Raw genomic sequence first — 24,578 nt, 5'->3', positions numbered from 1 at the left:
TCATTAAGCTGCTGCGGCGGCCGGCGCATTGCTGGCGCTGGTCGCGGTGAATCGGGCTGCGATAGCGCAGATGCTGGCGACCAGCACCAGACCGCTGAGGATGGTGAGCGTCTGCTGGATGTCGCCGGTACCCTTCATCAAAAATCCGGCCGCCACCGCGCCGACGTTGCCGCCGGCGCCGACGATGCCGGCCACGCCGCCCAGCGCCTTCGGTGCGACGAAGGGCACCAGCGCATAGGTGGCGCCGCAGGCCATGTGGGTGAACAGGCCGAACACCAGCATCGCGAGCACGGCGAACACGACGCCCTCGGCCTGGGCGAACCACAGCAGGCCGAGGCCTTCGCCGATCATCAGCACGAACAGCACGGTCACGCGGCGGTTCAGGTCACCGTTCAGCGCGGCCTTGTCCGACAGCCAGCCGCCCAGGGCGCGGGCGAACAGCGCCAGCAGGCCGAAGCTGCCGGCCGCCATGCCGGCCTGCGCCAGCGACAGGTCGAAGTGCTCGACGTAGTAGACGGCGGCGATGTTGTGGATGAAGATCTCGATGCCGAAGCAGGCGCCGTAGGTGACGAACAGCAGCCAGGCGCGATGGTTGCGGCACCCGGCAACGAAACTCGCCCAGCCGCCCTTGCCGCCGCCTTCCGGCATGCGGCCCGTCTTGCGCAGATCGTCGTAGTTACCGGCCGGGCAATCCTGCGTATAGCGCCAGTAGAAGAAGGCCATTGCGATCATCATCAGGCCGGGCACCACCAGCGCCACGCGCCAGCTCAGCGACTGGCTCACGCCCAGCATCGCGATCGCGGCCACGAACAGCGGCATGATGGCCTGCGCCGCGCCGCCGCCGGCATTGCCCCAGCCGGCGGCCGCCGCATTGGCGGTGCCGACCACCTTCGGTCCGAACATGACCGAGGTGTGGTACTGGGTGATCACGAAGCTGGCGCCGACCGCGCCGATGCCAAGGCGCGCCAGCAGGAAGGCCTCGTAGCTCTGCGCCATCGCCACGCCCAGCACCGGAACCGCGCCGATCAGCAGCAACCCCGTATAGGTCTTGCGCGGGCCGTAGCGGTCGCACAGCGGGCCCACCAGCAGGCGCACGAAGATGGTAATGGCGACGGCCGCGATATTGATGTTGGCGACCTGCTCCATCGAGAGCCCGAACTCGCCCTTGATGACCGGCATCAGCGGCGCGCAGGCGAACCAGGCGAAGAAACAGACGAAGAAGGCCACCCAGGTCAGGTGGAAGGCGCGCATGGGCGCGCCCTGGAATGAAAAGAGGTCGATGCGGTCCGCTTTGCTGGCCATTGTTCTTCCTTTGAAAAACGAAAAGGCGTCCGCGCTTGCTGCCGTGGGCAGTAGCTGCGGACGCCGTTGTCCTGTGCCGTCCCTGCGTTGGGCCAGCGCTATATGAAGAGAATCGCCATTGATCCTGTAATCACTCTATGAGCAAGAGGCGTGCCACCGGGTCACTAGAGGAGGACGGCAGGTGGCATGAAGCGGACATGCTGCATTGCGGTGCACCATTCCCCACAATGATGCAGGAACGTGCACCGCGTTCAAGATCATGCCGCAGCCCATGCCTGCGGCTCGCTGCCATTCCACACCCGGCCATCGACCAGGGTCGAGCTGCGCATGGACGACGCGGGCAGCATGGTGCCGGTCCGTTCGGCCGCCTCGCGGTACAGGTCGATGCGGTTGACCTGCGCCGCCAGCGCCAGGTACGGCGGGTCTTCGCGCAACAGCCCCCAGCGCCGGTGCTGGGTCATGAACCACATGCCGTCCGATAGCCACGGGAAGTTGGCTTCGCCGTTGGCGTGGAAGCGCAGGCCGTTGTGGCCGCGCCAGCCATCGCCGTCGGTTTGCCGTCCGCCCAGGCAGAATTGCAGCGTCTCGCGGCTCGCGCCGATATAGGCGGGGCTGGCCAGCACCTCGGCCGCGGCGTCGCGGTTGGCGCGTGCGGCATCGAGCCAGCGTGCTGCGTCCAGCAGCGCCGCGATCATGGCGCGGCAGGCGTTGGGGTGGGTGGCGGCGAAATCGGCGCGCGTGCCGAGCGCCTTGCCCGGGTGGTTCGGCCATATCTGCTCGCTGGAGGCGGCCTGCACCCCGGCGCCGTCGCGCTGCGCGCGCTGGCCCCACGGCTCGCCCGCGCAAAAGCCATCCATATGGCCGGCCGCCAGGCTGGCCGCCATCTGGACCGGCGGGACCGTCACCGCCTGGCAGTCCAGCAGCGGGTCGATGCCGTGCGCGGCCAGCCAGTAATACAGGAACATCGCGTGGTTCCCGGTCGGGAAGGTATGGGCCAGGACCAGCCGGCGCCCGGTATCTTCCACCCGGCGCTTGAGCAGGCCTGGATCGCGGGCGGCGTTGGCGAGCGCACGCGACAGCGTGATGCCCTGGCCGTTCTGGTGCAGGTTCATCAACACCGCCATATCGCACTGCTGGGTGCCGATGCCGTTCTGGACGCCGTACAGCATCCCGGTCAGCACGTGGGCGGCGTCGAGCTGCTGGGCGATCAGGCGGTCGCGCATGCTGGTCCAGGACAGCTCGCGGGTGAGTTCGAAGCGCACCCCGTACCGTTCGTCGAAGCCGAGCACCGAGGCCATCACCAGCGGCGCGCAATCGGCCAGCGGCATGAAGCCGATGCGGACCGTCTCGATCTCGGGGCGGTCGGTGCCGGCGATCCAGGCGCTCGCGCCTGTCATTGTCATCGTCATTTGATTGCCTAATTGCGGGCCTAGCCCAGCAGGTCTTCCACGTCGATCAGGCGTTGCGCGACTTCCGCCAGTTTCAGGTTCTTGTTCATGGCCAGGCTGCGCAGGCGCTGGTAGGCCTGCTCTTCGCTCAGGCTGTAGCGCGACATGAGCAGGCCCTTGGCGCGGTCGACCGTCTTGCGCTCCGCCAGCTTCTGGCGCGTGTCGCTCAATTCGTCGAGCAGCTTCTGCTCGCGCCGGAAGCGCGCCAGCGCCACGTCCAGCACCGGCTTCACGCGCTCGGCCTGCAGGCCGGCCACGATATAGGCCGACACGCCGGCGTCCATGGCCGCGTCCATGCTGGCCGGCGCATCGTCTTCGGTGAACAGGACGATCGGGCGCCGTGCGTCGCGGGTGGCGATCACGATGTGCTCGAGCACGTCGCGCGCGTCGGACTCGCTGTCGGCGATGATCAGGTCGGGCTGCAGCTGGGCGATGCGCTCGGGCAGGAAGATATCCGCCGGCAGCGAAGCAACCAGGTCATAGCCCGATTCAAGCAGGCCGATGCGCAGCGCCGTGCTGCGCCGGGCCTGCGCGGCCTGGGCGGCATCCGGGTCGGCGCCGGGGGCTGTTGCGGAAAGCACGACGACGATCCGCAGGTGGGGTGAAACAGGGTCTCGCGATGTCATGTGCTTACGATATGCAAGATTCGCACCAGCTTTGCATGGCATGGATAGCCTTTGCCCTTCTTATGCGAACGCTAATGTTCCAGATATACGTGCAACGAATATCTTACATCAGAGCAACAAGACAATCATTCATATGGTGAATCGCTGGAATCACAAATCTAAAGTTTGTTTATGATGCGGACGCCTCTATACTGCAACGCAACATCGAAGTATTTATCTCAGGGGAACAATCATGACTGCAGCCATCCAACGCACCAGCTTCTTCGCGGCAGCCATCTCGGCCATCCGCAGCTTCTCGCAAGACCTGTACCTCGCCCACGGCGGCTACGCTCCGACAGTGCGGGGTTGATCATGCACCCGCTCGAATACGTCACCATCGCCCTGGCCGTCGTCGCCGTGGCAGCGCGCGTCGCCATGTTCCTGCCGCGTCCGCCAAAAGGCCCGTTCAAGGCTATCTGAAACGGGTCGCCGTTGCGGCGCACCAGTGCCGCATCATCCCGTCCGCATACCGCGCCGGCCGTACAGACGTACCGCCGGCGCTTGTCTTTACAGCAAAAAAAACCTGTCATATTCCGTGGTCGCGACGAGTGCCTGCGCTAGAATGCATGCGCATTTCTGGCAAGCATCTTTGGCATACCTGCCATTTCCACACTCATCAGACTCCACATGCGAACACCTGCACTTACCCTGTTTGCGGCCTCTTTCGCCGCACTGATCGCGCTGCCGGCCGCGGCATCCACTCCCATCACCCTCGACCAGGCCATGAGCCATCCCGACTGGATCGGCACCCCGGTCGAAGACGCCTGGTTCAGCTGGGACGGCAAGCAGGTGTACTACAAGCAGAAGCGCACCGGCTCGCCGGTGCGCGACGTGTTCCAGGTCGCCGCCGGTAAAGCCCAGCTGGTGAAGGACGCCGAGCTGCCGAAGATCGACAGCGCCGACGTGGTCTACAACCGCGACAACACCCGCATGCTGGTCTTGCGCAACAACGACCTGTTCGAACGCGACCTCAAGTCGGGTCAGCTGGTCCAGGTCACGCGCGGCGCCAGCCGCATCACTGCCGCCCAGTACAGTTTCGATGAAGCCGCGGTGCAGTACCGCATCGGCACCGACTGGTATGTGTGGGACCGCGCGAGCAAGGTCACCGGCCCCGCCGCCCTGCCGCGCGCCGCCAAGGACCCGAACGCACCGGAAGACGACCCATACCGCTCGACCGAGCTGCGCCTGATCGAACATCTCAAGCGCCAGAAGGACGATCGCGACGCCCTGCGCGCCCGCACCGACGAACTGCGTCGCGCCGACGCTTCGATGGCCCCGGGCCAGGTCTACCTGGGCGACAAGGTCACCATCGAAGGCAGCTCGCTGTCGCCCGATGGCCGCTGGCTGCTGGTGGTCACCGCCGCAAAGGGCGCCGACAAGGGCCGCGCCGGCAAGATGCCGCGCTACGTCAACGAGTCGGGCTACGAGGAAACCGAAGACGTGCGTAGCCGCGTCGGCCGCAATATGCCGGTGCCGCATGCACTGAAGCTGGTCGACCTGCGCACCAACAAGGTGCAGGACCTGTCATTCGACGCACTCCCGGGCGTCAATGTCGACCCGCTGGCCGACCTGCGCGCCGCCGCCAGGAAGGATCCGCTGAAAGGCAACCGCCCGGTGGTGGTGTCGGGCGGGCGCAATGCGATCGACTGGAGCGCCAACGGCGCCAACGTCGCCGTCATGCTGCGCGCGGTCGACAACAAGGACCGCTGGATCGCCAGCGTCGACCTGCGCGCCGCCAAATTGCAACCCCTGCACCGCGTGAGCGACAATGCCTGGGTCAACTACGACAACGCCGAATTCGGCTGGCTGCCGGACAACCGCACCGTGTGGTACCTGTCGGAAGAAAGCGGCTACTCGCACCTGTATACCAAGGACAGCGCGAGCGCCGCCGCGCCGCGCGCGCTCACCTCGGGCAAGTGGGAAGCCAGCGACGTGCGCTGGACCCATGACGGCCGCACCGCCTACATGCTGTGCAACCGCGAGACCCCGGGCGACTATGAAGTGTGCGCCGTGGGCGCCAATGGCGGCAATGTGCGCGAAGTGACCGGCCTCGATGGCGTCGAGAAGTTCGCCCTGTCGCCTGACGAGAAGAAGCTGCTGGTGCACTGGTCGTCGAGCTATACCCCGATCCAGATCGCGACCGTGCCTGTCTCCGGCGGCGCCGCGACCAAACTGACCGACACCCGCACGCCCGAATTCAAGGCGCGCGAATGGATCGAGCCGCAATACGTGGCGGTGCCGTCCAGCGCCGGCGGCGATCCGGTCTGGGCCAAGCTGTATCGTCCGGCCCAGCTCGAGCCGGGCAAGAAGTATCCGGTCGTGATGTTCGTGCACGGCGCCGGCTACCTGCAGAACGTCAGCAAGCGTTATCCCAATTACTTCCGCGAGCAGATGTTCCACAACCTGCTGGTGCAGAACGGCTACGTGGTGCTGGACATGGACTTCCGCGCCTCGAAAGGCTATGGCAGCAAGTGGCGCACCGCGATCTACCGCCAGATGGGCCATCCGGAACTGGAAGACTACATCGACGGCGTCAAGTACATGGTCGGCCAGCACCAGGGCGACGCGGCCAACGTCGGCATCTATGGCGGCAGCTACGGCGGCTTCATGACCTTCATGGCGCTGATGCGCGCGCCGGACACCTTCAAGGCCGGCGCCGCGCTGCGCCCGGTGACCGACTGGACCACCTACAACCACGAGTACACCGCCAACATCCTGAATACCCCGGACATCGATCCGGAAGCGTACAAGAAGTCGTCGCCGATCGAGTATGCGCAGAACCTGAAGGGCCACCTGCTCATCTCGCACGGCATGATCGACGATAACGTGTTCTACCAGGACTCGGTGCGCATGGCGCAGCGCCTGATCGAGATGAAGAAGGACAAGTGGGAACTGGCGAGCTACCCGCTGGAACGCCATGGCTATGTGCAGCCGGAGGCGTGGTACGACCAGTACCGCCGCATCCACGAACTGTTCGAGCGCTCGCTCAAGCAGTAAAGCGGTAAGATCACAAGGCGCCTGCGGGCGCCTTTTTCATTACCGATGCGACCTACTATGCAACGTCCGTTCCTGTTTGCCCTTTGCCTTTTCATGCATGCCGGCGCGCCTGCCGCCGCCCAGGCCTTGCCGGCCGGCGGCGGCCTCGATGCGAATCGGGTGACCGAACTGCGCTACGGGGCGGCCGCCGATCCGGCGCCAGTCGCGGCGAGCGCCACCTCCGCCGCCACCGCCAAACCCGATGCTGCCAGTCCCGCCGCCGCCACGCCGTCCAAAGCAAAGGCCGCGCCATCCGCTGCCCGCTCGCCTGCCGCGGCCAGGACAGAGCGCGCCGCCATTCCGGATGCCATCGCCACCTTGTGGCTCGAACGCACTGACGAAACCGGCAACGGCGGCCAGGTTCCCGTCACCTTCGGGCAGGCCTTCGAACCAGGCGCGCTGGCGCGCGGCGACCGGCTCGAGGCCAAACTCGGCGACGGCAAGCGGCTGCCCCTGCAACTGGACGTCAAGGCCCTGCACCCCGACGGCTCGGTACGCCATGCGGTCGTGTCCGCGGTCCTGCCCACGCCGACGGCGCAGCCGCTGGCGTTCGGGCTGGTGCGCTCGACCCAGGACGCAGGCAGTGCGCCGGCCGATGCGACGCCGGCCGCGCTGCTCAAGTCAGGACTGAGCGCAACGGTCGAACTGGATATTAACGGCAAGCGCTATACCGCCTCGCTGGAGCGCCTGCTGGCCCAGGGCAAGCCGGCCACCTGGCTCGATGGGCCGATCGCGCGCGAGTGGCTGGTCCCCGCGCCGTTCGTCGACCGCGGCGGCCGCGCCCACCCCCACCTGGCCGCCCGCTTTGCCGTACGCTGGTATCCCGCGCTCAAGAAGGCGCGGGTCGACGTCACGGTCGAGAACAACTGGTCCCACGAGCCCTCCCCGCAGCACATCACCTATGACGCCAGGATCGCGGTCGGCGGCGACACCGTCTACCGCAAGGAGGGCCTGACGCACTACCACCATGCGCGCTGGCGCACGCTGGCCTGGTGGGGCGGCGACCCCGCCCTGCACCTGCGGCACGACAGCCGGCAGTTGATGGCAACGCGGGCGCTTCCCAATTATGATTCCTCGGTGGTCGTCAACGAGCGCGCGCTGGCCGCCCTGTATGCGAGGTGGGAAGGTCCCCGGATCGAGCCGATGGGGGTCGGCGTTGCGCTGAAGGGCATGCCGACCGCCGGCGGACGCATGGACATCGGCCTGCACCCGGGATGGGCGGTCATGTACCTGCTGGGAATGGATCCGCGTGCGCGCACGGTCACGATGGGCACCGCCGACCTGGCGGGGAGCTGGTCGGTCCACTACCGCGACCGGCGCACCGGCCTGCCAATGAGCCTGCTCGACTATCCCTATACGACGCTCATCGCGCCGGCAGGCGATACCCGCAATCCGGCGACCGGCAAGCTGGAAGCCCTGCCAAAATGCGAGCCGGCCGCACAGTGCCGCACGCCGAACTGGCACGACGTCGCCCACCAGCCGAACCTGGTCTACCTGCCCTATCTGCTGAGCGGCGACCATTATTATCTCGAAGAGCTGCAATTCTGGGCCATGCATAACGTCTTCCATTCGAACCCCGGCTACCGCCAGTATGCCAAGGGCCTGGTCAAGCCGGAACAGGTGCGCGGCCAGGCATGGGCGCTGCGCAACCTGGCCGAAGCGGCGTACATCACGCCCGACGCGCACCCCCTGAAAGCGCATTTCCTGCGCATCCTGGACAGCAACCTCGATTGGTACAACGCCGAATACACCGACAACCCCGCGGCCACCCGGCTGGGCTTCCTCACCCATGGCTATGCGATCGTCTATCACAAGAAAATCGGTCTCGCCCCGTGGCAGGACGACTTCTTCACGTCGGCCGTCGGGCGCACCGCCGAACTCGGATTCGCGAAAGCGGAACGCCTGCTGCAATGGAAAGCGCGCTTCGTCGTCGAACGCATGGTCGGCGCCGGCAGTTGCTGGATCACGGCCAGCATGTATGCCATGCGGGTGCGCGATACACCGACCTCACCGCTCTATCCCACCATCGCCAGGATCTTCCAGGCCAGCCACGAACCGCAGGTCGCCAACCTCGCCTGCGGCAGCGGCGAATTCTCGACCGCCCTCAAATTGAAGCCGGGCCAGATGGTCGGCTCTTTTACGGGCACCGTCGGCGCACCGGTGAATATGCAGCCCGCCCTGGCCTACGCGGCCGACGCACTCGGCGCCGATGGGCAGAAGGCGTGGCAGCAATTCATGGGTCGCATCAACAAGGCCGACTACGGAACCGGCCCGCAGTTCGCGATCGTGCCGCGCAAGCAGTAATCCTGCCGTTCAGGACAGGAAGTCGAGCAGGGTGCGCGCCACCACCTTGGTCGCACGGCGCAAGTCTTCCAGCAACAGGCGCTCGTCGGCCTTCTTGGCATGCGATTCCTCGACCGTGCGCGGCCCGGCGCCATACAGCACCGTCGGGATGCCCTGCTGCCCATACAGGCGCGCATCCGCATACAGCGGCGTGCCGTGGGCCGGGATGTCCTCGCCCATGACCGCGCGGCCGTGGCGCCGCAGGCTGTCCACCAGCGGCGCCACCCCGGGCAGGGGCCGCAAGGCGTTCGACAGCAGCAGGCGCCGGATCTCGAGGCGGATGCCGGGCAGGCCGCGCACCGCGTCCTCGACCAGGCCGCGCACCCGGAGTTCGACCGCCGCCGGATCTTCTTCCGGGATCATGCGCCGGTCCAGGCGCAGCACCACCTTCCCCGGCACCACATTGGTATTGGTGCCGCCTTCGATGCGGCCGACGATCATCGTCGGCGAGCCGATGCCGGGCACGCTGCTGCGGATCGCCTTCAGCGCCGGCAGTTCGCCATAGAGCGCGTTCAGCACCTGCGTGGCGGCCTGCAGGGCGTCGACCGCGGTCTCCGGCATCGCGCCATGTCCGGCCTTGCCGTGCACCGTTACTTCGAGCTGCAGGCAGGCGTTGTGGGCGGTGACGATGCCGTGACTGAAGCCGGCCGCGATCACGTAGTCGGGCCGCGTCAGGCCCTGCTCCAGCAGCCAGCCCGGCCCCAGCAGGCCGCCGAATTCCTCGTCGTAGGTGAAGTGCAGCTCGACCGCGCCGGCCAGCGGCAGGCCCAAGGCTTCCAGCGCGCGCAGCGCGAACACATAGGTGGCGAAGTCGCTCTTCGAGACCACCGCCGCGCGCCCGTACAGGTAGCCATCCTCGATGACGGCGCCATACGGCGGCCGGGTCCAGCCTTCGCCGGGCGGCACCACGTCGCCGTGGGCGTTCAGCGCCAGCGTCGGGCCACCCGCGCCGAAGCGGCGGCGCACGACCAGGTTGGTGATGCTCTCCAGCCCGTAGTCCCGGACTTGCTGCGCCGGCACCGGGTGGCGCTCGACCGGCCAGCCGGCGCTTTCCAGCATGCCGGCCACCGCCTCGGCATGCGGCGCGTTGTTGCCCGGCGGGGTATCGGTCGGGATGCGCACCACGGCCTGCAGGAAGGCGACCTGCTGGTCGAAGTGGGCGTCGATCCAGGCCTCGAGGCGCTCATACGGGGAATCGTTCATTGCGGGTCTCCGGTGCCGGCGCCGGCTTCGAACCAGGCGCCCACCTGGGCGCGTTCGGCGTCGGTCATGTGGGTGAGGTTCGCCAGCGGCATGGCTTTCAGTTGCACCGTCTGCTGGTAGATGCGGGCGGCGTGCTGGCTGACCAGTTCGGGCGTGTCGAGCACGACGCCGCCCGGCGCCGCGGCGAAGCCGGGCTGGGTTGGCTGCTGGGCGTGGCACGACACGCAGCGCCGGTCCATGATCGTGCGCACCGTGGCGAAGCGGGCGGCGGCGTCCACGGCGCCGGCGGCCGGATCGACGCGCGCCGGCTTGGCCGGCGCCAGCGCCACGGCCAGCGCCAGCAGCACGGCCACGCCTGCGGCCGGATAGCCCCAGGCGAGCCGGCCCTTGTGGCGCAGGTTGAAGAAGTGGCGGATCAACACCCCTGCCAGCATGATCGCGCCCAGCACCGCCCACGCATGCGGGTGGTTATAGGTCATCGCATAGTGGTTGCTGATCATGATGAACAGCACCGGCAGGGTGAAGTAGTTGTTGTGGACGCTGCGCTGCTTGGCGCGGATGCCATGAAACGGGTCGGGCTGGCGCCCGGCCAGCATGGCGTCCACCATCTTGCGCTGGCCGGGGATGATCACCATCGCCACGTTCGCCACCATGATAGTGCCGATCATGGCGCCCACGTGCAGGTAGGCCGCGCGGCCGCTGAGCAGGTGGGTCAGCACCCAGCTGCTCGCGACCAGCAGCAGCCAGACCACGGCGCCGAACGCGAGCTGCCGTTGCACCAGCCTCGATTTGCACAGCAGGTCGTACACGACCCAGCCGGCCACCAGGCTGGCGATGCCGACGCCGACCGCCTGCCAGCTCGAGAGGTCGGCCACGCTGCGGTCGACCATCATCGCCTTCGCGTTCAGGTAGTAGACGACCACCAGCAGCGCGAAGCCCGACAGCCAGGTGGAATAGGCTTCCCACTTGAACCAGTGCAGCTCGCCGGGCAGTTCGGCGGGCGCCACCAGGTATTTCTGCGGGTTGTAGAAGCCGCCGCCGTGCACTGCCCACAGCTCGCCCGACACGCCCTTGCGCGCCAGGTCGGAATCCGGCTGCGGCGGCTTGATGGTGTTGTCGAGCCAGACGAAATAGAAGGAAGCGCCGATCCAGGCAATGCCGGTGACGATGTGCAGCCAGCGCAGCAGCAGGTTGAACCACTCGAGGGCATATGGCGCCAGGTATCCGGGGTCGAACATGGTCCTCCCTTGTAAATGGTTGCGGCCGGATCGAAGATACGCCGATTCCAATTTCTGCGACATGAAATCTAGCGTATATTCGACATATCCACCTTGATATACGCTGCCTGTGATGTCCAGCCTCCCCCGCAACCTCGACCTGCACCTGATCCGCATTCTCTACCTGCTGCTGGTGGAGAAGAACGTGTCGCGGGTGGCGCTCAAGCTGAACCAGCCGCAGCCCTCGATCTCGGCCTCGCTGCGTAAACTCCGCGAGCTCACCGGCGACCCGCTGCTGGTGCGCGGCGCGCGCGGCATGGTGCCGACCCAGCACGGCGAGAGCCTGCTGAAACCCGCCAAGCGCATCCTCGACGAGGCCGAGAGCCTGTTCGTGCGCAAGGCGCCGTTCGTCCCCGAACAGGCGGCGCGCACCTTCCACATCGCCGCCCCGGATTATCTCGACGCGCGCTTCCTGCCCAATGTGGTGGCGCTGCTGCGGCGCGGTTCGCCCGCCAGCAAGGTCGTCATCCACGCCCTCGGCCCCGGCCTCGACTACCTGCGCATGCTGTCCGACGGCGACATGGACCTGGTGATCGCCAACTGGGACGAGCCGCCGGCCCACCTGCACATGTCGAAGCTGTTCGAAGACCCGATCATCTGCACCATGCGCGCCGACAGCCCCTACGCCAGGCGCACGGCGCCGGACGCGATGACGCTCGAGGACTACCTCGACCTGCCCCACGTCGCCCCGACCCAGATGCTGCCGGGTTACCACGGCGTGATCGACGCGTACCTGGAGCGCCACGGCCTGCAGCGCCGGGTGGCGGTCGAGTCGCCGTATTTCGGCGTGATCCCGTACATGCTGACCCAGAGCGACCTGGTGCTGACCACCGGGCGCCAGTTCATCCGTGCCTTCGAAAAGACCTTGCCGCTGAAGAGCTTCACGGTGCCGATCAAGTTTTCGCCGATGCGCTTCTACCAGCTGTGGCACCAGCGCGTGCACCAGTCGACCGAGCACAAATGGCTGCGCGACCAGGTCAGCATTGCCGCGCGTACCCTGAACCAGGAGTAGACCATGTTGACGATCCAGGCGCTGAACGAAGTCGATGCCGCCGCCTTTACCGGGGCGCTCACCGGCATCTACGAACACTCGCCCTGGATCGCGGCGCGCGCCGCCGCAGCCCGCCCCTTCGCGACGCTGGCCGCGCTCAAGCTGGCCTTGCAGGCGGTAGTCGATGGCGCGAGCGACGAGGAACGCCTGTCCCTGCTGCGCGCACACCCCGAACTGGCCGGCAGGGCCGCCATCGCCGGCGAGCTGACGGCGGAATCGACCGGCGAACAGGCCAGCTCCGGCCTGGACCGCTGCACACCGGACGAATATGCGCAGCTGCATGCACTCAATGCACAATACAACGAGCGCTTCGGTTTCCCCTTCATCCTGGCCGTGAAAGGCACGACCGGCCGCGGGCTGGCGCGGCAAGACATCATCGATACCTTCGTGCGCCGCCTGGACAACACGCGCGACGACGAATTGCGCGAAGCGCTGCGCCAGGTGCACCGCATCGCCGAGATCCGCCTGAATGCGCGGCTCGAAGTCGAACCGTCGCTCGGCGCCACCGTGATGGACTGGTGCGAGACCCTCGGCGGCATCAGCGACACCGACACCGATCTGACCTGCGCCTACATGACGCCGGCCCACCGGCGCACCGCCGCGACCATCGCGGACTGGATGCGCGATGCCGGCATGACGGTCCACATCGACGCCGTCGGCAACGTGGTCGGCCGCTATGCCGCCGCCGTGCCGGGCGCGCGGACCCTGGTCACCGGCTCGCACTACGACACCGTGCGCAATGGCGGCAAGTACGACGGCCGGCTCGGCATCCTGCTGCCGGTGGCGCTGGTCGGCCAGCTGAATGCGCGCGGCGAGCGCCTGCCCTACGACCTGGAAGTGATCGCCTTCGCCGAAGAGGAAGGCGTGCGCTTTCGCAGCACCTTCCTCGGCAGCAGCGCGGTGGCCGGCGGCTTCGACCCGGCGCTGCTCGATGCGGTCGACGCCGACGGCATCCTGCTGCGCGACGCCCTGCTGGCGGCCGGCCACGATCCGGCGGCCATCCCGACCATCGCGCGCGATCCCGCCAGCGTGCTGGGCTTCGTCGAAGTCCATATCGAACAGGGACCGGTGCTGCTCGAGCGCGGCCTGCCGCTGGGCGTGGTGAGCGCGATCGCTGGCAGCTCGCGCTACGTCGTCGAACTGAAAGGCGTGGCCAGCCACGCCGGCACCACGCCGATGGGCATGCGGCGCGATGCCGCCGCCGCCGCGGCCGAGATCGTATTGCTGGTGGAAAGCCGCTGCAGTGGCCCCGCCTCGCTGGTGGGCACGGTCGGCCAGCTGGACGTGCCCGCCGGTTCGGTCAATGTGGTGCCCGGCGCCTGCAGGCTGTCGCTCGATATCCGCGCCGCCGATGACGCAATCCGGCTGGCGGCGGTGGACGATATCCTGGCGGGAGTCGAGCAAATCTGCGCGCGGCGCGGCGTCCAGGAAAAACTCTACAAATTGCTCGAGATCGACGCCGTGCCCTGCGCGCCGCACCTGATGGCGCAACTGGGCCACGCCGTCGAACGCGCCGGCCTGCCGCGTGTCGACCTGCCCTCGGGCGCCGGCCACGACGCGATGCGCATGGCCCGACTCACCGACGTCGCGATGCTGTTCGTCCGCTGCGGCAACGGCGGCATCAGCCACAATCCGCTCGAGACCATGACCGCCGACGATGCGGACCTCGCCGGCACGGTTTTGCTCAACTTTCTGCTCGACTTCCTGCGCGGTATTACTCTGCCTGCAGCGCCGGCAGGATCAGGGTCGTGAGCAGCTTCTCGGTCAGCGGATGCGGCCCCGGCACGCGGAAGTTGGTGGTGGTGATGACCACCACCGCGTCCCACTCCGGCAGCACATAGACCTTGTTGCCGCCCATGCCGGACATGGCATAGGTATTCACCTTCTGTTCGCCCACGGTGAACGGCTGCAGCCACCACAGGTAGCCGTAGTCGACGCCGTCGCGCACCCGGGCATGCGGCTCGATCGATTGCGCGACCCAGGCTGATGGCAGCACCTGCTTGCCCGCCCATTTGCCGCCGTTCAGGTAGAGCTGGCCCAGCTTCCACAGGTCGCGGCTGCGCAGGCCCAGGCTCCCGCCCGTCATCGCCGGCCCCAGCGGCTGCACCTGCCATTTGACCTTGTCGATGCCCAGCGGCTTGAACAGCACTTCGTCGGCAAAGTCCTGCACGCTGCGCCCGGTCGCACGCTCGAGCAGCGGCGCGATCAGGGCCGTGCCGGCGGTGCAATAGCTGAAGGCGCGGCCGTAGGGCTGCTGGGCGGGCGGCGGCGTCCATTCGGGGAAGCCGCGCACCGGCAGGTCGAGGTAGAAGCGGCTCCAGTCCTCGATCAGGTACATGCGCTCTTCGTGCCCGCGCGAGAACTCGTTGAAATCGTCGCATTCGACGATGGCGCTCATGGTGAGCAGGTCTTCGACCGTGATGCGGTCCTTGCGCGGGTCGGGGTGCGCGACCGGCATCCGGTCCCTGAAGAAGGGCAGCACCGGCGCATCGACCGTCAACAGCTTGCGCTCGATGGCCGCGCCCACCAGCATGCCGCCCACGGTCTTGGTCACCGAGCGGGTATTGCGCAGGCCCTGCGCTCCTTCGTCATCGAAATACTGCTCGTAGAGCACCTTGCCGTGGCGCGACACCACGACGCTGGTGATCTGTTTGAAGTTGCCGGCCTTGATCTCGCCGGTGACGGCATCGAAGTTCGCGCCGCCGGCGCTCCCCGCGGCCACGAAGCAGGCCAGCGCAATCGCATATCGAAACATGCATCCTCCTCGTCATGGAAAACGCCAGTCTAGTCGGCTGCCTGCGGCGCTGTCTTGTATCCATCAAACATCTGGCGGCGCCAGGCGCCGGGCGGCATGCCGAAGCGCTGGCGGAAGGCATGGCTCATATGGCTCTGGTCGACGAAGCCGGCCTCGAACGCGATCTCGGCCATGCCCAGGCCGCGCTGGCGCAGCATGGCGCAGGCGCGTTCGATGCGGCGCCAGCGCAGCAGCTCGCCGGGCGAGCAGCCGAACTGCTCGCGGAACACGCGCGCCAGGTGCACCGGATGCACGCCGCTGCCGGCCGCCACCTCGGCAATCGACAGGCCGGGATCGACGGCGCCATCCATTACCGCCCCGTAGGCGTGGCGCATCCAGGACGGCGGCTGGCGCAGGGGCCGCCCCGGCCTGCCATCGGAATGCGCCAGCAATTCCCACACGCCGGATTCGAGCAGGGTGGCGTCCGGCCGGCCCTGCATGCGGCGGGCGAGCGAGAAAGCCGTGCGCAGGCAGGCCGCCTGCTGCAGGTAGCTGGCCTGCGCGGGAATCCGGCGCAGGGACTCGTCGCCATCGAGGTGGCGCGGCGCGATCGAGATCGTCATGAAGCGCCCCTTGCCGCCCAAAAAACGGTCGCGGTGCACGGTGCCGGGCGGGTTGTAGACCAGGGCCGGCGCCGGCGCGAAGGCCGGCGCCCCGTTGGCGCTGGACAGGTAGGTCCCGGCCAGCACCAGCACGTAATGCGCTTCCTCGTGCAGGTGCAGGTGGACGTCGCGCTCGGGCGCGTTCGCTTCGAGCACCCCGAGTTCGAAGATTCCGCCCTGGGTGCGCTCGTGGCGCACGCCATAGAATTGGCCAGGGCGGAAGCGCACCGTCATCGCGCGCCCCGCCCCTTCATCATGAGGCCGTAGACCACGGCGGCGATGGCGACGCCGACGAACCAGGCATAGGTATAGATCGTCTTGAACACCTCGCCGACGTCGGGGAAGCTGGCCGGGAAGGCCGCGTTCAGGAAGCCCGGGATATTGGGCAGCACGCCCAGCGCGAAGGCCGCCAGCGCCGCGTTGTTCCAGCCATTCCCGTAACTATAGATGCCATCGTGCCGGTACAGCTGGTCGACCTCGAGCCGGGTCTTGCGCACCAGGTAGTAGTCGACCACCAGCACGCCGGCGATCGGTCCCAGCAAGGCCGAGTAGCCGACCAGCCAGGTCATGATGTAGTTCTGGGTCGATTCCAGGATCTTCCACGGCATCATGACCAGCGCCAGGCCGGCCGTGAGGTAGCCGCCGCCGCGATAGCTGATGCGGCGCGGCGCCAGCGCAGAAAAGTCATAGGCCGGGCCGACCAGGTTGGCCGCCAGGTTCACGCTCACCGTATCGACCAGCAGCACGATCAGGGCCACCAGCACCGCGATGCCGGTCATGCGGCTGGCCAGGTCGACCGGGTCCCACAGCGCCTTGCCGTACAGGACCACGGTGGCCGAGGTGACGATCACCGCCAGCGCCGCCAGCAGCCCCATGGGCAGCGGCAGGCCGACGGTCTGGCCGACCACCTGGTCGCGCTGCGATCTGGCGAAGCGGGTGAAGTCGGGGATGTTCAGCGCCAGCGTGGCCCAGAAGCCGATCATGGCGGTCAGCGAGGGCCAGAAGGTCGACCAGAACTGGCCCGCCCTGGGGCCGCCGGGCACGAACTGCGAACGCTGCTCGAGCAGCGGCCCGAAGCCGCCCGCCTTGTCATGGACCCACCACAGCAGCACGAAGCAGATCGCGATTTTCAAAGGCGCGGTCCAGGTCTCGAGCTGGCGGATCGACTCCATCCCGTGCACCACGAAATACAGCTGGATCGCCCAGAACGCCAGGAAGCACAGCAGCTGCGCCAGGTTGATGCCGAGCCAGGCCAGCGGCTCGCCGCCGATCGGCGCGCCCTGCATCACGCCCAGCAGGGTGTAGATCATGCTGCCGCCGAACCAGGTCTGGATGCCGTACCAGCCGCAGGCAACGATGGCGCGCATCAGCGCCGGCAGCTTGGCCCCGCCGGTGCCGAACGAGGTACGCGCCAGCACGGCATACGGGATGCCGTACTTGGCGCCGGCATGGCCGATCAGCAGCATCGGCACCAGCACGATGGCGTTCGCCAGGAAGACCGTCATGACCGCCTGCCAGCCCGACATCCCCGCCTCGACCAGGCTGGCCGACAGGGTGTAGGCCGGGATGCACATCACCATGCCGACCCACAGGGCGGCGAAGTGGTACCAGCGCCAGGTGCGCTGGGCGGCGGTGGTCGGAGCGAGGTCGTCGTTCCAGAGATCGTTGGCGGTTGGATGGGTCACGGTGCGCACGGAAAGAATCGATGCGCGCGAGTGTAACGCAAACGTCAATACGACGTGAAAACCTCAGGCCAGCAGATCGGCATGGATGGCCTGCGCCGCCTGCAGGCCGTGGCGGCGCGCCTGCGTCGCCTCCAGCCGCGGCGCCACGCAGTCGCCGCCAGCATAGATGCCCGGTAGCGCGGTGCGAAAGCGGCCGTCGACCTCGATCCGGTCGCCCTCGCGCGACTGGCCGGGCACCAGCGGGTCGAGCTCGGGACCGGCCGCGCGGCCGACCGCCTTGAACACGGCATGGGCCGCGATCTCGGTGAAGCCGCCGGTATCGACCACGCGGCCGCCCAGCATGCGGGTCTGCTCGAAGCGCACCGTCTCGACCGCGCCGCGCTCGTCGCGCAGCACCTCGAGCGGCGCGACCCAGCCGCGCACCCGCACGAAGCAGGCGCGCGCCACTTCTTCTTCGCGGCCGTCGGGCGCCAGCGCATGACGCAGCGCCAGCGTCACGTCCTGGGCGCCGAGCTGCTTCAGGCGCGCCGCCATGCCGACCGCGCCGCGGCTGGCGCCGATCACGATCGCGCGCTGCGGCACCGGCAGCGCCAGCAGGTCGTCCAGCGCCTGCACCGCCGCCACCCGCTGGCCGGCATCGAACAGGCCGGCCGGCGCGCTGCCCGACAGCGCCAGCACGCGGCTGGACGCCAGTCCGACCCCGAGGAAGACCGCGTCATGCCACAGGTGCAGGTCGGCCAGGGCCAGGTTGAGGCCCAGCTTGCGGCCGTATTCGCAGCGGATGCGCCCCTGCGCCACCATGCGCTCGAACGACTCCCGTTCGGACAGATCCGCTGGCGGGGTCTCGAGCATGCGCTCGCGCGAGCGCGCCTCGTACAGCACGACGCCGTTGCCGAGCAGCGCCAGCCGGATGGCGCAGGCCATGCCAGCCACGCCGGCGCCGACCACCGCCACCTGCCTGCCGGTCGGCGGCGCCGGCTCGCCGGCATTCCCGGCGTGTTGGTCGAATGCGGACAAGTCCAGGACTTCGGTGGTGGCGCTCATCGTTCTCTCTTTCTTGTTATCGCGGCCGTGACATTGAAGTTTGAACAAGAATAGTAGATATTGCAACGGGCACACAAACGGAGAGTTGCGTAGCCGCAAAAACATGCGTGACGCATCGTGCTGGATCGTCGAGGCCCACCCTGTCGCCAGGCCTCGCAGCAATGGTATGCTACCGCTTATCACACTGGCAATGCGAACCATGTCGACTTATATCACCCCTGTCCTGACCACCGAACGCCTGGTGCTGCGCCCGCTGGCCGCGAGTGACGCACCGGCCCTGTACACGATCTTTTCCGACCCGGCCGTGGTGCGCTACTGGAGCGCCGAGCCGTGGACCGATATCTCCTTCGCCGAAACCGCCATCGCCCGTGCGCTGGAAGCCTACCGCGACGAGACCGAGCTGCGCTTCGCAGTCGAACTCGTTTCCAGCCGCGCGTTGATCGGCACCGTGGCCCTGCACCACTTCTTCAACCAGAACAAACGCTGCGAACTCGGCTATGCGCTGGGCAGCGCGCACTGGGGCAAGGGCTATGCCTTCGAAGCGATCGCGGCCGCGCTGGAACACGGCTTCCGCGAGGTCGGTCTGAACCGGGTCGAAGCCGACATCGATCCACGCAACACGGCCTCGGCCCGGGTGCTGGAAAAACTGGGCTTCCGCAAGGAGGGCCATATGCCGCAGCGCTGGCTGGTGCATGGCGAGTATGCCGACACCGCGTTCTACGGCCTGCTGCGCGACTACTGGAACGACAGGGTGAACCACTGATGACGAGGCAAACCACGACGATGAAAACCCTGGCCGCGGGGTCGACCCTGGCGCTGGCGCTGCTGGCCCTGGCGCCGCAATCGGTCGCGGCCCAGGCCACGCTGCCGACCTGGCGCGAGATCACGGTCTATGCGAGCGATGCGAGCTATCCCGCGGCGCTGGCGCGGCGCGGCGTACAGGGCGACGTGACGGTCGAACTGGCGCCGGACGCCAGGGGCCTTGCTACGGTACGCGATTCCTCGCGCTCGGCCGAACTCGATGCGCTGGCGCTGGCCATGGCGAGGCGGCTGGACATCACTGGAACCGGCAACGGCCTGGTGACGATCCGTTTCAGGAAAGACCACACGACGACCATCGCCACCAAGAGTTGCGCCGATTTCAACGCCGACGCGGCCTGGCAGGCGGCGACCTTCCCCGAGCGCGGCCTGCGCGAACTGCCGGCGCTGTCCGAAAGCATTGGCATGCTGGTCTACAGCCTGCACCGCAATGGCTCGGCGCGCCAATCCTTCCCGGGCGTGGAAGCGATCGTGCAGGCAACGGTGGCGGCCTGCGCCCGCGCGCCCGAGGGCGGCATGCTCGACGTGATGCGCCAGGAAGCCCTCAAGCTGATCGAGCAATAGCGCGCAACAGCCGGTATTGACGGAAGAAAGGCGTCCCGTTCATCCGTCCCCACGACCGCCCGTCCCCGGATTCGCACCGTTTATCGGATCGGTCTTGGCGTAACATGGGTGAATCCCTACAGTAGGGTCATCATTGTTAGAAAGGACTTGCTCGCATGAAAACCATTCATACGTCCACCAGTCGCTTCCAGTCGATCCTGCGCAATATGGAAGTTGCCGGCCGCACCACCTGGCGCCTGGCCAAGTCCGGCGCCCGCTCGCTGCGCCGCATGCCGTGGCCGGTGCTGCTGATCATCGCGATCGCGCTAGCCGCCCTGGTCACCATCGTGCCGATCGTGCTGGCCCTGTTCGTCGGCCTGCTGGTGCTGAAATTCCTGGCCATCGCCATCTTCGGCCGCGAACCGCGCCGCATCAAGCATTACACGCAAGAGTAAATACCATGGCCGCCACCCAGATCAACCGCGCACTCGACTTCGTCCGCGACGCCTTCCGCGAGGCGGGCGTGCTGTGGTGGCGCTTCTTCGACTGGCTGGCGCTGATCGAATGGCGCCAGCTGTACCTGGTCTGGTTCCTGGTGTTCGTGACCGGCCTCTTCATCAAGCTCACCGAGCCGGCGATCTGGTTCATCCTGATCTCGTTCGGCGTCAAGGTGCTGGCCGGCGGCAAGCGCCGCGCCGAGCTGCTGGCGCGCGACGCCTCGACCAAGGCCGACGTCGCCAATCTCGAACGGCGCCTGACCGAGGCCCAGATGGCCACGCTCCAGGCCCAGGTCGAACCGCACTTCCTGTTCAACACACTGGCCCTGATCGGCCAGCTGATCGAGACCGACCAGAAAGAGGCCGCGCGCGTGCACGGCTACCTGATCGAATACCTGCGCGCCTCGCTGCCGCAGATGCGGGCCACGAAAGGCACGGGCGGCACCCTGGGCAAGCAGGTCGAGCTGTCGCGCGCCTACCTGTCCATCATGCAGGCGCGCATGAAGGAAAGGCTGGCGGTGCGCTTCGAGGTGCCCGACTTCCTCGGCAGCGCGCCATTCCCGCCGATGATGCTGCAGACCCTGATCGAGAATTCGATCAAGCACGGCCTGGAGCCGAAGGTTGCCGGCGGCACCATCGTCGTGCGCTCCCGGGTCGAAGGCGCCATCCTGCATGTCGACGTGGTCGACGACGGCGTCGGCTTCAACCCGCATGCCGGCAATGGCGTCGGGCTGGCGAATATCCGCGAGCGCCTCGCGCTGTTGTACGGCAAGGATGCCGAGCTCGTGATCGAAACCCCGGCCGGCGGCGGCGCCTGCGTGTCGATCCGCCTGCCCTACCGCATGACGGAAGACGGCTGATGACGCAAACGCACCCGACGGCCCTGATCGCCGACGACGAAGCCCCGATGCGCGACCAGCTGCGCGCCCGCCTGCACGAGGCATGGCCGGAGCTGCGCATCGTGGCCGAAGCGGCCAACGGCGTCGAAGCGGTGGCGCTGGCGCGCGAGCACGCGCCGGACATCGCCTTCCTCGACATCCGCATGCCGGGCATGGGCGGCATCGACGCGGCGCGCCAGATCTATGCGCAATGCCATATCGTGTTCGCCACCGCCTACGACCAGTACGCGGTCGAGGCTTTCGAGCATGGCGCGATCGACTACCTGCTGAAACCCGTCACCCTGGCGCGCCTGGACACGACGGTGGCGCGCCTGCGCCGCCAGCTGGACCGGGCGCCGCAGGACATCGGCGCGCAACTGGCGCGGCTCGCGCAGCTGGGCGAGCAGCTGGCGGGCCAGAACCAGGCCGCCGCCAGACCGGCGTGGCTGCGCTGGATCCAGGCCCAGTCCGGCAACAGCCTGCGCATGGTGAGCACGCGCGAAGTGCTGTTCTTCCAGTCGGACGACAAGTACACGCGGGTTCAGACCGCCACCGCCCAGCACCTGATCCGCAAGACGCTCAAGGAGCTCGAGGAAGAGCTGGACCCGGACGAGTTCTGGCGCATCCACCGTTCGACGCTGGTGCGGGTGGACGCCATCCTTGAAGTCAGGCGCGACCTGCGCGGTCGCCAGATGCTGCGCCTGCACGGCTATCCCGACGAGCTGGAAGTGAGCCGCAACCACGGGGCGCTGTTCCAGCAGATGTAGGGCGCGATGCGGGCGGCATTACGGCTGCGCCGGATTCAGGTAATTGTTCTTGACCCGCACGTAGTGCTCGGCCGAATAGCGCAGCCAGGTCTTTTCGGCCTCCGTCAGCGGCCGCACCTTTTCGGCTGGCCGGCCCATGTACAGGAAACCGCTCTCGAGCCGCTTGCCCGGCGCCACCAGGCTGCCTGCGCCGAGCATCACCAGGTCTTCAACCACCACGTCATCCATCACGATGCTGCCCATGCCGATCAGGCAGTCGTTGCCGATGCGGCAGCCGTGCAGGATGACCGAATGGCCGACCGTGACGTAGTCGCCGATGACCAGCGGCGAACCCTGCGGCTTGTGGGGCGTGCGGTGGGCGACGTGGCCCATCGTGAGGTCCTGGATATTGGTGCAGCTGCCGATCGCGATGTCATTGACGTCGCCGCGCAGCACGGCGTTGCACCAGACCGAGGAATCGGCGCCGATGCGGACGTTGCCGATGACCTGGGCAGAATCGTGCAGGTAGACGCCGGCGGCAAGTTGGGGAACGGCGTCGAGGTAGGGAGCGATCGGCATGCGGTATGGCTGGTTGACGGGAATGCGTCATTCTAGCTTGGCCAACTCCTGGCTGGTTTGCTGCTATGCTGGACCGGTCTTGCCTACGGTCCACGCCATGCCGCTCCAAGCCACGCTCACCACTTCCTCTTCCATCTGGTCCATCTTCTGGATCTTCCTGAAGCTCGGCCTGACCTCGTTCGGCGGCCCGATCGCCCATCTTGGCTACTACCGCAACGAATTCGTCCTGCGCCGCCGGTGGCTGAACGAGGCGCGCTATGCCGACCTGGTGGCCTTATGCCAGTTCTTGCCCGGGCCGGCGTCGAGCCAGGTCGGATTTTCGCTCGGGGTCCTGCGTGGCGGCGGCCTGGCAGGCGGCCTGGCGGCATGGGCAGGATTCACGCTGCCTTCGGCGCTGCTGATGTTTGCCTTCGCACTTGGCGCCGCGAACCTCGCCGGACCATGGGCTGCAGGCCTCGTGCATGGGCTGAAGCTGGTCGCGGTCGCCGTGGTGGCGCAGGCGGTGTGGGGGATGGCGCGCACGCTTACGCCAGACCGCCAGCGCATCGCGATCGCGCTTGCCTGCATGGCGCTGGTCATCCTGGTCGACGGGGTGGCCACACAACTGGCCGCGATCGCGGGCGGCGCCATGGCCGGATACTGGCTGTGCCGGGGGCCGCTGGTGCAACTGGACGGCGCGCTGGCGATGCCGGTCGGCCGCAGGGCTGGCATCGCCGCGCTGGTCCTGTTTGCCATCCTGCTGCTCGGGCTTCCCGTGCTGCTCGGGTTCACGACGCACGGTCCACTGCTGCTGTTCGATGTCTTCTATCGCTCCGGCGCGCTGGTATTCGGTGGCGGACACGTGGTGCTGCCCTTGCTGCAGGCAGGGACGGTGGCCACCGGGTGGGTCCCGAACGAGACTTTCCTGGCCGGCTATGGACTCGCCCAGGCCCTGCCCGGACCGCTGTTCGCCTTTGCTGCCTTCCTCGGCGCGCAGGCCGGAATGACGGCTAGCGCGCTTGCCGGCGCGGCGCTCGCCCTGCTGGCGCTATTCATGCCTGGCCTGCTGCTGGTCTACGGGACACTGCCGTTCTGGGACCGCTTTCGCCGCCACGCGGCCGCGCGCCGCGCCATGATGGGCGCGAATGCCGCCGTGGTCGGCATCCTCGGCGCCGCGCTGCTCGATCCGGTGTGGACCAGCGCCGTGTTCGATGTGCGCGATGCCGGCGTGGCGCTGGCGGGCTTGCTGCTGCTGACGCTGTGGAAGGCGCCGCCGTGGATCGTGGTGATCCTGTCGGCGGCGGCAGGCGTGTTGCTGGCGGCCGTCTAGCCGAACAGGCCTTCGTCCGAACCGTCGCCGTCGAAGAAGCCGCCCAGGCTGTCCTCGTTACCGTTGTCGGCCAGGCTGTCCTGTCCGCCACCCCCGGCTTCGTCGACCGAGCCGATGCCGGCCTGGTCGGCCAGCGCGCCGCCGCCTGCGGCTTCCGCCGCTCCACCGTCGGCCGCGTTATCGGCCAGCAGATGGTTCGACGCCCCCTGCCCGTCATTGCCCAGCAGGTTGCCGATGCCGTGGAACAGGAAGCTGCCCGCCGCCACGCCGGCAGCCGTGGCCGCCACCGTGCCCAGCATGCTGCCGCCGGCGCCGCCGAGGAAGCCGCCGCCGCGCGCGGGTTGTGCGGCCTGGGCCGTGGCCGGTGCGGCTTGCTGGTAGCCGCCCTGCCCGATGCCCGGCACCGGATTGGTCGGGCGATTCTGCGCCGCCGAATTGCCCCAGGCATTGGCGTCGAGGAAACCGCCGCCGCTCTCCTTATTGCCCCGGCTTTCCAGCTCGGCGATACGGGCCTTGGCATTGCCCAGCGCCTGCTCGACCAGCAGCGCGCGCTGTACCAGCAGATAGGCGGCGTCGGGCTGCTGGGCCACGGCGCGCTGGATCAGCGCGTCGGCTTCCGGGTCCTTGGTAACGCCTTTGGCCTGGACCAGTTGGCCCAGGAAATCCTGCAACATCTTTTCATCGGATGGATTCATGTCGGGCTCCTGTGTGAAGGATAGTCATCCCTTATGTTGTGGATCAGTCAGCATTTTTTCAA

At 67.6% G+C, this 24,578-nt stretch carries 21 protein-coding genes; 10 read left to right on the top strand and 11 right to left on the bottom strand.

Translation table 11 applies throughout. The features are described from left to right. Nucleotides 1-3 precede the first annotated feature (3 nt). The 3 genes from Q9246_RS05330 to Q9246_RS05320 all read right to left on the bottom strand — a co-directional run bounded on the left by Q9246_RS05330 (nt 4) and on the right by Q9246_RS05320 (nt 3,376). Entirely contained in the window at nt 4-1,302 is a 1,299-nt protein-coding gene (locus Q9246_RS05330) for an MFS transporter (protein WP_306396000.1), read from the bottom strand. Nucleotides 1,303-1,559: 257 nt separating this feature from the next. After that, a complete protein-coding gene (locus Q9246_RS05325; RefSeq protein ID WP_422802379.1) occupies nt 1,560-2,705 on the bottom strand; it encodes a CmpA/NrtA family ABC transporter substrate-binding protein in 1,146 nt (381 codons plus the stop codon). A gap of 26 nt (nt 2,706-2,731) precedes the next feature. After that, complete coding sequence (locus Q9246_RS05320) at nt 2,732-3,376, bottom strand: ANTAR domain-containing response regulator (RefSeq protein WP_306395996.1); 645 nt, start codon at nt 3,374-3,376, stop codon at nt 2,732-2,734. 666 nt (nt 3,377-4,042) lie between these two features. On the opposite strand from Q9246_RS05320, the gene Q9246_RS05315 reads away from it, so the two are divergent. Beyond that, a complete protein-coding gene (locus Q9246_RS05315) occupies nt 4,043-6,412 on the top strand; it encodes a S9 family peptidase (RefSeq protein ID WP_306395994.1) in 2,370 nt (789 codons plus the stop codon). Nucleotides 6,413-6,469: 57 nt separating this feature from the next. Continuing rightward, nucleotides 6,470-8,755 carry an RIFT barrel domain-containing protein gene (locus tag Q9246_RS05310; protein WP_306395992.1) on the top strand — a complete coding sequence of 762 codons (2,286 nt, stop codon included), beginning with the start codon at nt 6,470-6,472 and terminating at the stop codon, nt 8,753-8,755. A 9-nt stretch (nt 8,756-8,764) separates the two neighbouring features. Here the strand turns inward: Q9246_RS05310 and Q9246_RS05305 are convergent, their stop codons facing one another. Together Q9246_RS05305 and Q9246_RS05300 are read right to left on the bottom strand one after the other, a co-directional pair. Continuing rightward, the gene (locus Q9246_RS05305; RefSeq protein ID WP_306395991.1) at nt 8,765-9,997 is read right to left on the bottom strand and encodes a M20/M25/M40 family metallo-hydrolase; all 1,233 of its coding nucleotides are present in this window, start codon (nt 9,995-9,997) and stop codon (nt 8,765-8,767) included. Then, nucleotides 9,994-11,235 (bottom strand): urate hydroxylase PuuD, encoded by a 1,242-nt coding sequence (locus Q9246_RS05300; RefSeq protein WP_306395990.1) that lies wholly within the window; start codon nt 11,233-11,235, stop codon nt 9,994-9,996. Before Q9246_RS05300 ends, Q9246_RS05305 begins: the two co-directional genes overlap by 4 nt. Before the next feature lie 112 nt (nt 11,236-11,347). Between Q9246_RS05300 and Q9246_RS05295 the strand changes: the two genes are divergently transcribed. Both Q9246_RS05295 and Q9246_RS05290 read left to right on the top strand, forming a co-directional pair. Continuing rightward, nucleotides 11,348-12,286, top strand: a complete 939-nt coding sequence (locus Q9246_RS05295) for a LysR family transcriptional regulator (protein ID WP_306395988.1) — start codon at nt 11,348-11,350, stop codon at nt 12,284-12,286. 3 nt (nt 12,287-12,289) lie between these two features. Next, nucleotides 12,290-14,077 carry an allantoate amidohydrolase gene (locus Q9246_RS05290; protein WP_306395986.1) on the top strand — a complete coding sequence of 596 codons (1,788 nt, stop codon included), beginning with the start codon at nt 12,290-12,292 and terminating at the stop codon, nt 14,075-14,077. Here the strand turns inward: Q9246_RS05290 and Q9246_RS05285 are convergent. From Q9246_RS05285 to Q9246_RS05270, 4 genes are all read right to left on the bottom strand, one after another. Next, complete coding sequence (locus Q9246_RS05285) at nt 14,040-15,080, bottom strand: serine hydrolase domain-containing protein (RefSeq protein ID WP_306395985.1); 1,041 nt, start codon at nt 15,078-15,080, stop codon at nt 14,040-14,042. The genes Q9246_RS05290 and Q9246_RS05285 overlap by 38 nt on opposite strands. Before the next feature lie 29 nt (nt 15,081-15,109). After that, a complete protein-coding gene (locus Q9246_RS05280; protein ID WP_306395984.1) occupies nt 15,110-15,955 on the bottom strand; it encodes a helix-turn-helix transcriptional regulator in 846 nt (281 codons plus the stop codon). Then, the gene (locus Q9246_RS05275; protein WP_306395983.1) at nt 15,952-17,406 is read right to left on the bottom strand and encodes an NCS1 family nucleobase:cation symporter-1; all 1,455 of its coding nucleotides are present in this window, start codon (nt 17,404-17,406) and stop codon (nt 15,952-15,954) included. Before Q9246_RS05275 ends, Q9246_RS05280 begins: the two co-directional genes overlap by 4 nt. A 63-nt stretch (nt 17,407-17,469) precedes the next feature. Beyond that, complete coding sequence (locus Q9246_RS05270; RefSeq protein WP_306395981.1) at nt 17,470-18,450, bottom strand: FAD-dependent oxidoreductase; 981 nt, start codon at nt 18,448-18,450, stop codon at nt 17,470-17,472. Nucleotides 18,451-18,649: 199 nt separating this feature from the next. Between Q9246_RS05270 and Q9246_RS05265 the strand changes: the two genes are divergently transcribed. The 5 genes from Q9246_RS05265 to Q9246_RS05245 all read left to right on the top strand — a co-directional run bounded on the left by Q9246_RS05265 (nt 18,650) and on the right by Q9246_RS05245 (nt 21,954). Continuing rightward, nucleotides 18,650-19,213, top strand: a complete 564-nt coding sequence (locus tag Q9246_RS05265; RefSeq protein ID WP_306395980.1) for a GNAT family N-acetyltransferase — start codon at nt 18,650-18,652, stop codon at nt 19,211-19,213. A 20-nt stretch (nt 19,214-19,233) separates the two neighbouring features. Next, entirely contained in the window at nt 19,234-19,833 is a 600-nt protein-coding gene (locus Q9246_RS05260; protein ID WP_306395978.1) for an energy transducer TonB, read from the top strand. A gap of 155 nt (nt 19,834-19,988) precedes the next feature. Next, a complete protein-coding gene (locus Q9246_RS05255; RefSeq protein WP_306395976.1) occupies nt 19,989-20,267 on the top strand; it encodes a hypothetical protein in 279 nt (92 codons plus the stop codon). A 5-nt stretch (nt 20,268-20,272) separates the two neighbouring features. After that, nucleotides 20,273-21,169, top strand: a complete 897-nt coding sequence (locus Q9246_RS05250) for a sensor histidine kinase (RefSeq protein ID WP_306395974.1) — start codon at nt 20,273-20,275, stop codon at nt 21,167-21,169. Continuing rightward, nucleotides 21,169-21,954 (top strand): LytR/AlgR family response regulator transcription factor, encoded by a 786-nt coding sequence (locus Q9246_RS05245; protein WP_306395972.1) that lies wholly within the window; start codon nt 21,169-21,171, stop codon nt 21,952-21,954. The genes Q9246_RS05250 and Q9246_RS05245 overlap by 1 nt, the downstream gene beginning before the upstream one ends. Before the next feature lie 18 nt (nt 21,955-21,972). On the opposite strand, the gene Q9246_RS05240 is transcribed toward Q9246_RS05245, so the two are convergent. Beyond that, on the bottom strand, nt 21,973-22,512 hold the full coding sequence (locus Q9246_RS05240) for a gamma carbonic anhydrase family protein (RefSeq protein ID WP_306395970.1): 540 nt from the start codon (nt 22,510-22,512) through the stop codon (nt 21,973-21,975). Nucleotides 22,513-22,609: 97 nt separating this feature from the next. Here Q9246_RS05240 and chrA point away from each other — a divergent pair, with 97 nt between their 5' ends. Next, nucleotides 22,610-23,821 carry a chromate efflux transporter gene (gene chrA, locus Q9246_RS05235; RefSeq protein ID WP_306395968.1) on the top strand — a complete coding sequence of 404 codons (1,212 nt, stop codon included), beginning with the start codon at nt 22,610-22,612 and terminating at the stop codon, nt 23,819-23,821. Here chrA and Q9246_RS05230 read toward each other — a convergent pair. Further along, entirely contained in the window at nt 23,818-24,516 is a 699-nt protein-coding gene (locus tag Q9246_RS05230; RefSeq protein WP_306395967.1) for a DUF2076 family protein, read from the bottom strand. The two genes, chrA and Q9246_RS05230, sit on opposite strands and share 4 nt — an antisense overlap. Nucleotides 24,517-24,578 lie beyond the last annotated feature (62 nt).

Origin of the sequence: Telluria beijingensis (genome assembly GCF_030770395.1) — a bacterium.
In the GTDB taxonomy this organism is placed as follows: domain Bacteria; phylum Pseudomonadota; class Gammaproteobacteria; order Burkholderiales; family Burkholderiaceae_D; genus Telluria; species Telluria beijingensis.
The sequence above is the reverse complement of the archived record's forward strand: the minus strand, read 5'-3'. Positions and strand labels throughout refer to the sequence as shown.